Annotated in this window: 7 protein-coding genes; all 7 read right to left on the bottom strand. The window is 51.2% G+C overall.

Features of this window, described 5'->3' with window-relative positions; genetic code table 11:
• Positions 1 to 542 precede the first annotated feature (542 nt).
• A complete protein-coding gene (locus tag B2Y11_RS06745; RefSeq protein WP_291057593.1) occupies positions 543 to 1,715 on the bottom strand; it encodes a pyridoxal phosphate-dependent aminotransferase in 1,173 nt (390 codons plus the stop codon).
• Between the two features lie 43 nt (positions 1,716 to 1,758).
• Positions 1,759 to 2,196 carry a flavodoxin domain-containing protein gene (locus B2Y11_RS06750; protein WP_291057578.1) on the bottom strand — a complete coding sequence of 146 codons (438 nt, stop codon included), beginning with the start codon at positions 2,194 to 2,196 and terminating at the stop codon, positions 1,759 to 1,761.
• A gap of 112 nt (positions 2,197 to 2,308) precedes the next feature.
• Positions 2,309 to 2,737, bottom strand: a complete 429-nt coding sequence (locus tag B2Y11_RS06755) for a flavodoxin (RefSeq protein WP_291057580.1) — start codon at positions 2,735 to 2,737, stop codon at positions 2,309 to 2,311.
• A gap of 92 nt (positions 2,738 to 2,829) precedes the next feature.
• Positions 2,830 to 3,516: a hypothetical protein gene (locus B2Y11_RS06760; protein WP_291057581.1), complete on the bottom strand. Its 687-nt coding sequence runs from the start codon at positions 3,514 to 3,516 to the stop codon at positions 2,830 to 2,832.
• A gap of 3 nt (positions 3,517 to 3,519) precedes the next feature.
• Positions 3,520 to 5,202 carry a glutamine--tRNA ligase/YqeY domain fusion protein gene (locus tag B2Y11_RS06765; protein WP_291057583.1) on the bottom strand — a complete coding sequence of 561 codons (1,683 nt, stop codon included), beginning with the start codon at positions 5,200 to 5,202 and terminating at the stop codon, positions 3,520 to 3,522.
• A gap of 159 nt (positions 5,203 to 5,361) precedes the next feature.
• Positions 5,362 to 6,252 (bottom strand): fumarylacetoacetate hydrolase family protein, encoded by an 891-nt coding sequence (locus B2Y11_RS06770; protein ID WP_291057585.1) that lies wholly within the window; start codon positions 6,250 to 6,252, stop codon positions 5,362 to 5,364.
• A gap of 100 nt (positions 6,253 to 6,352) precedes the next feature.
• Positions 6,353 to 7,630 (bottom strand): MFS transporter, encoded by a 1,278-nt coding sequence (locus B2Y11_RS06775; protein WP_291057587.1) that lies wholly within the window; start codon positions 7,628 to 7,630, stop codon positions 6,353 to 6,355.
• Between the last annotated feature and the right edge of the window lie 97 nt (positions 7,631 to 7,727).

The raw sequence follows: 7,727 nt of genomic DNA on the forward strand, positions 1-7,727 counted from the left end.
ATTCAGGGGGAGAATAGGCCTCTCTATGTTTGCCAGTAGAGTCACGTGATGCAATGCAGAGCACCCATAGGGACACTGTGCACATCCTGCATAGGATGTGCAAGTCGGGCAAAGTAAGGCGCCTGGCCTGCCCATAAGGGCGCTTTCCTTTTGTCGCCCGACCGAACTTAGCGGGGGAAAGGTGGTGCCGTAAGGCACCAAAAGGGGGCCGCTTTTCCATCGCCCGCCAGGGCGGTTGTATGGTTTTATAATAATGGCGCCCCTTTATTTTCAAAGGGCGCCACACCACGGCCTTCGCCCCTCTGAGCGACAGCGACGCAACCCTTGGCCCGTGCGTTAGCACAGGGCCATATGCCCCTCTGCCGCGCAGCGGCAGGCCCCTTCGGGAATACAGACTAGCTCACCAGCCCACTAGTACACTAGTTCACCGGCCCACCAGCTCTCTAAAGAATCCCGGCCAGCGGCACAATAGGGCTCCGCTGAGCATAAGAAAAAGGGGCTGTGAAAAAATGTAAATCATTTTTTTCACAGCCCCTCTTTTCTTATGCTTTTCTGTATTTATCCACAAAATGGCCGATTCGTTTCAGCGCTTCCGCCAGGTTTTCACGGCTGGCGGCGTAGGAAATGCGGATGTGGTTCTTTCCCTGGGGGCCGAAACAGGTGCCGGGGACTACGCCTACTTTTTCTTCTTTCAGAAGCCTGTCGGCGAATTCTTCATCATCCATGCCGGTCATGCTGATGTCCGGGAAAATGTAGAAGGCTCCTTTGGGCTTGAAGACGGAAAGGCCGATTTTCTTCAGTCCTTCGTAGACCATTTCCCTGCGGGCGGCGTATTCATCATACATGGCCTTTACATCGTCATCGCAGTACTTCAGAGCTGCGATGGCACCATACTGGCTGGTAACGCTGGCGCAGAGGATTTCATACTGGTGGACTTTGTAAATCTGCTCCATGATTTCACGGGGTCCGCAGATATAACCGATGCGAAGGCCCGTCATGGCATAGGACTTGGAGAAGCCGTTCATGGTGAGGGTTCTTTCCTTCATGCCCGGCAGCGATGCAAAACAGGTATGGGTGCCTTCGTAGGTCAAATCGCAGTAGATTTCGTCGGAAATCACCACCAGGTCATGCTTTTGGGCAAAGTCGGCGATTTGTACCAGAGACTCTCTGTCCATGACAGTGCCGGTAGGATTATTTGGGTAGCCAATGAGGATAGCCTTGGTCCGGGGAGTCACTTTCTTTTCCAGTTCTTCCACAGTGAGTTTGAATTCATCTTCAGCCCTGGTAGGCACCAGCACCGGTCTGCCCCGGGCGATGGATACGCAGGCGGGGTAGGCCAGATAGGCGGGGTCAGGGATAAGGACTTCGTCTTCCGGATTCAGGAGGGTGGTCATCACAAGACCGATGGCTTCGGATACGCCTACGGTGACCATGACTTCATCCACCGGGTCATAGTCCACATGGTAGCGGTTCTTGAAAAGTTTTGCGATTTCCTGCCGCAGTTCCAGAAGCCCCCAGTTGGAGGTATAGGACGTTTCTTTCCGCTTCAAACTGTCAATGCAGGCGTCAATGACCTTGTCCGGCGCCGAATAGTCCGGTTCCCCTACGCCCAGGGAAATCACATCTTTCATGGTGCTGGCCAGGTCGAAGAATTTACGGATACCGGAAAAGGGTACTTCTTTTATATTGGATGCGACTTTATCGTCCCAGTTTATCATAACAATCTCCTTTTATTTCTAAGAAAAACAGGAATACCGGTTACTTGGTTTCCGCCACTTTCTTTCCCAGGGTTTCGCATTTTTTGAGGGATTCTTCATCGGGATACCCGTAGGCAAGAAGGGGCTGGGCAGGGAAGGAAGCGCCGGCGAAATGGAGTTCATTGTACCAGGAATTCAGCCAGGCACCGCGGCTCCAGCCGCAGGAACCGAAAATACCCATAATCTTTCCTTTGAGAAAGGGTTTCAGTTTATTGCAGAAAGGCTTCATCTGCGCCTCTTCAATCACTTCTACCCCCCAGGCGCTGCAGCCCAGAATAATATGATAGCAGGTATTTCCAATCTCCACAGGATCCACATCGGAAACGGGTGCCAGAAGTACTTCGGCACCGGTGCTTTTGGCACCAACCGCCACGGCTTCTGCCATGGCTTCTGTATTTCCGGTGGCGGAATAATAAATAACAGCTACTTTTTCTGCCATAATAACCTCCTTTTCACAGGAATGGAGCCTCTTTCGGAAAGCCCCTTCCCTATTCCTATTTCACTAAAAAAAGAAGCGTCCTTAAAAAAGAACGCTCTTTTCTGCTTTTCAATTATGCCTTAGCCACGGTTTCGCCCAGTTTCTTGCAGGCTTCCAGAGCTTCATCGTCCGGATAGCTGTAAGCTTTGACGGGATCAGCAGCCAGTTTGATGCCTGCTTCTTCGAAACGGTTTTTCCAGTTTTCAATCCAGTCGCCCTGGTTCCATGCGTAGGAGCCGAAGATGGCAACGACTTTGCCGTTCAGCTGGGGCAGGAGTTCTTCGAAGAATGGTTCGAATTCATATTCTTCCAGTTCTTCGTTGCCCATAGCGGGGCAGCCGAGGATGATGTGGTCGAACTGAGCTACGTCAGCAGCAGAGGTGTCGCTTACAAAGGAAAGGGTGGTTTCTGCACCTGCAGCCTTTGCACCTTCTTCTACAGCCTGAGCCATAGCTTCTGTGTTACCGGAACCGGACCAATATACAATTGCAACTTTTGCCATTTAAAATTCCTCCTATCAATATTCAATTGATATAATTGCCTTACTCTTCTATCTTACTGATTCGAAGGCTCCTTGTCAATTTCTAAAAGCAATTATTCCCATTCTGTCAAAGATGTTCCTTTTTTAGAAAGGTCAAGCAGGTTTGCTTTCCGGGGAAATTTCCGCTTCTGCACCATTTTCTTCACTGCCTCCGTAATATCTCCCCTGTCGGCGTCCGTATTGAAAATGCCGAGGGTGGTGAAATATCCGTCGCACTGGAGAAGAATGGTGTAGGCCTCATTGTAGGTAATGCCCTGCTCCCTTGTCTTTACGGTGACAAAGCCTTCCCAACGGGGATGGCGGCTGTCTTTGATTTTCTTCAAAGGCGCCGGTCCCTCAAAGGAGGCCCCCTGGGAAATCAGGGTTTTGTTCAGCCAGCCGGCGATGAGGTCCATCTGCGCTTCCGGTTTGTCATCTTTGTGCTTGAATTCCCCTATGTCCTGCAGGAAAGGAATGCCCGTTTCCTGGGACATGGCCCAGCCATAGGAGAAATCGGGAACGTTCTTCCAGGTCATGGTGTAGTAATCGCTTTTTGTCATGCCCCGCCGGATGAAGAACCGTTTCGTTCCCCCGTCCTTCATAAAGGGGAGCGCATCCTGGGCCCCTTTTGAATAGGTAATGCCCTTGGGCACTTCCATGGTACCGATGCCGGAAAGAGTAAGCTTATCTGCTGCGGAAACCTGCAGGGCACCGGCAAGAAGGAGTGCTGCCAGGGCGCCTAAGAAAAATGATTTCTTCATGCCTTATGCCTTTGCCTGCTTCTTCTGCAGTTTGGCCCAGGTGTCCCGAAGACCTACGATACGGTTGCATACCAGGTGGTCTTTTGTGGTGTCCTGGTCAATGATGAAATAGCCTTTCCGAAGGAACTGGAAGCGGCTGCCTACGGGGTATTCCTTAATAGCCGGTTCCGCCTTGCTCTTCATGACGGTAAGGGAATGGGTATTTACCTTTTCCATGAAATCTCTGCCATCGTCCGTATCGTCCGGCGAAATGAGGTAATCGTAGAGTCTTGTTTCCACATCCACCGCTGTGTCAGCACATACCCAGTGGAGGGTGCCCTTCACCTTGCGGTCAGCGCCGGGGGTGCCGCTTCTGCTGTCAAAGTCCACGGTGCAGTGGATTTCCTTAATATTTCCTTCCTCATCCTTCACCACATCTTCGCACTTTACAATGTAGGCACCTTTAAGGCGGACTTCCTTCCCCGGGGTCATGCGGAAGAATTTATGAACCGGATGCTCCATGAAATCTTCTTTTTCGATATAAAGATTTCTTCCGAAGGGAACCTTACGGCTGCCCATGGATTCATCTTCCGGATTGTTTTCCAGAGTCATGTATTCGATTTTGTCTTCCGGATAGTTGGTCAGAACCACTTTCACCGGATCAATGACTGTCATAATGCGGGGTGCCTTGGCTTTCAGGTCTTCACGGATGCAGTATTCCAAAAGGGAAATATCCACCAGGTTATCCGCCTTGGCTACGCCGATGAGGTCGCAGAAATGGCGGAGGGATTCCGGTGTGTAGCCCCTTCTTCTGATACCGCAGATGGTGGGCATACGGGGATCATCCCAGCCCGATACAAGGCCTGCTTCCACCATTTTACGGAGCTTTCTCTTACTGGTAATCATGGTGGTCACGTTCAGACGGGCAAATTCGATCTGCCGGGGCTTTTCTTTGCCATCAAAGGCCTGGAGGCACCAGTTGTAGAGAGGTCTTCTTTCTTCAAATTCCAGGGTGCAGATGGAATGGGTAATGCCTTCCAGGGCATCGGAAAGAGGATGGGCGAAATCATAGAGGGGATAAATGCACCATGTGTCTCCTGTTCTGTGATGGGTGGCGCGGAGGATACGGTAAATGACCGGATCCCTCATGACCAGGTTCGGGGAAGCCATGTCGATTTTGGCGCGGAGACATTTTTCCCCGTCCTTGTACTTGCCTTCCTTCATTTCTTGGAAGAGTTTCAGATTTTCTTCTACCGACCGGTTTCTCCAGGGGCTTTCTTTCCCCGGATGTTCCAGATCGCCTCTTGTATTGTGTATTTCCTCGCTGCTCTGGTCATCCACATAGGCCAGACCCATGCGGATCAGTTTGCAGGCAAATTCATAAAGTTCCGGGAAATAGTCGGAAGCAAAATGAACCGGTTCCTTCCACTGGAACCCCAGCCATTTTACGTCTTCCAGAATGGAGTCAACGAATTCCTGGTTTTCCTTGGAGGGGTTCGTATCATCAAAGCGTACATTGGTGGCACCGTGATACTTTTCACCGAGGCCGAAATTCAGGCAGATACTCTTCACGTGGCCGATATGCAGGTAGCCGTTCGGTTCCGGCGGGAAACGGGTGAGCACCCTTCCATTGGCATAGACATTGTTTGCTATGTCTTTATTGATTTCCGCTTCAATAAAATTGGCGGCTTCTCTTTTTTCTTCCATTTTAGTTTCCTCCATTTCTTTTTTATCATGGATATTTGTTTTATTATACAATATCTGCCGCTTCATTTCTATTTCCATCAGGGAAATGAAACGTGGCAGTATGAAAAAGAGCTGTGAAGAAATGATTGAACATTTTTTCACAGCCTTTTCTCAAGAAGGTTATTTTACCGTATTTCTCAGAGTACCGATAGGATCAATGGTAATTTCCACCACATCCCCCTTCTTCAGGAACTGGGGCGGATTCATGCCCATGCCTACTCCCACCGGCGTACCGGTGGCAATCACATCGCCGGGCAGGAGGGTCATACCGTCGGAGAGCACTTCGATAAGTTTGGGAATGGAGAAAATCAGGTCATTGGTGGAGCCTTCCTGGCGAAGGTGTCCATTCACCCTGGTGTAGATGGTAAAGGGCACCGGCCAGTCCCCCACCATCACCGTAGGACCCATGGGGCAGAAGGTGTCAAGGCTCTTTCCCCTGAACCACTGCACATGCTTCTTCTGCAGATCCCGGGCAGTCACATCGTTGATAATGGTGTAGCCATACACATACTTCATGGCATCCTCTTCCGCCACATTGGTGCACCGTTTGCCGATGATGACACCCAGTTCCCCTTCATAGTCCACTTCCTTTGTCACCGCCGGATGACTGTCGATTTCCTCGTCAGGGCCGATGACGGAGGTGGTGGCTTTGGTGAAGAAAATAGGGGTGGTGGGGTTCTTTGCATTCATGTTCTGATCAAATTCCTTCACATGGGCCTGGTAATTCTTGCCTACGCAAAGAATGTTGCGCCTTGGATAGAAGGGAACTTCCAGCCGCACATCCTTCAGGGAAAGGGGCTCGATGGATTTGTCCTTTTCATTCATTTCCAGCGCCCTTGCCAGATTCAAAAGGCCTTCTTCGCCGGATTCGATGAATTCCTCCATGGTTTCTCCCAGAGGAATGAAATAGGTTTCCTCCAGGTCCTCCGCAGAATAAATGGAGCTTCCATCAGCTGCCAGCACGCCCCACTGCCGCTGGCCATTGTAATTATAAGAAACAAGTCTCTGCATGGATATACCTTCTTTCTATGGTTGATTATGCCCATTATATCATGAATGGAAAAGGCCCGCGAGGGGCCGGCGGATAGCAGGCAGCAGTCAGCCATGTCTTCTATCGTCTATCTTCTAACTCCTGCCGTCTATCCCCTCTCCCGTGGCTCACCCACACCTTCAGTCCCAAGAGGAGCTGGATAATACCGGCAGTGAGGTAAACTTCCCAGATGCCGAAGGCCATGGAAACGGCGGAAGAAAGAAGGGGTCCCAGCATATTTCCAAACTGCTGGGCCGCAGTGGACAGGCCGAAAATGCGTCCCCGGAAATCGGAGGGCGTATGTTCCACCAGTGCCGCATTGAGGGAAGGGTTCACGCCGATGACAAAGCAGCCCACCAGGAACTGGCAAAGGCCGAAGCCCCAGATGGAGTCGGGAATGGACTGAAGAATGGTGATAACCCCCGCTGCCAGAAGGGTGACGGTCATGGCGCGGTAATAGCCTTTTTCCTGTCCGAATTTTCCCCAGAGTGTGGTGGTGAGGGCCCCCGCCAGTCCGCCGCTGGACATAATAAAGCCGGCGGTGAGCTCTATATTTCCTTCATGGTGCATAAGCTCTCCCACATAGAGGGATGTCACCGGCTGGATCATAAGGATGGTGGTCTGCAGGAAAAAGCAGAGCATCAGCAGCTCCCGAAGGGAAGGCTTATGAGCCACATAGGAAAGATCGGCTCCAATGGATGTCTTCTCCCCATCCTTCTTCACCGCATGCTTCTTATCTCTTACAAAGCAGATCACCGCTGCCGCCACAATCCAGAGGAAGAGAGCGGAAAGGAAGAAGGTATCCCGCATACCGAAAACATGGGACAGGGCGCCTCCCATAAGGGGCCCCAGAATGCCTCCCACCACCAGGGAGGTCTGGGCCGTGCCAAGGGTAGCCCCCAGCTTGTCCGACTCCGTGCTGTCGGAAATAATAGCCATGGAGGCGGCCACAAAGCCGTTGGCAAAGCCCTGAAAAGCACGGGCGGCCATCAAATGATACTGATTCTGGCACAGGCCGCAGAAAAGGTAGGAAAAGCCAAGGAGCACCGCAGCCCTGACGGCCATTTTCTTCTTGCCTCCGGAATCAGCCAGCTTCCCCCATACCGGCCCCATAACACCGGCCACCAGGAAACAGCTGGAAAAGACGATGCCCGTCCAGAAGGATATTTCATTGTCCGGTACTCCCAGTTCTCCCAGGTAAAGAGGAAGAAAGGGGATAACCATGGTGTAGCCGGACGCCACAAGGAACATGCTGGCTACCAGGGTGATGATATTTTTATTGTAATTCAGAAACAGGCCTCCTTTCAGATTACAGGACACGCCTTTGGCGTGAAGGTTCAGAGGGTTCCCTCCCCCCATTTATTGTCCCACCGCTTTAGGGAAGCGCTGATTAAATCGTTATCGAGTTTCATTTTTGAATTTTTATTCAATGCAAGGAATAAATCGACGCGAATAG

Origin of the sequence: Dialister sp. UBA1703 (assembly GCA_002320515.1) — a bacterium.
Classification (GTDB): Bacteria; Bacillota; Negativicutes; order Veillonellales; family Dialisteraceae; genus Dialister.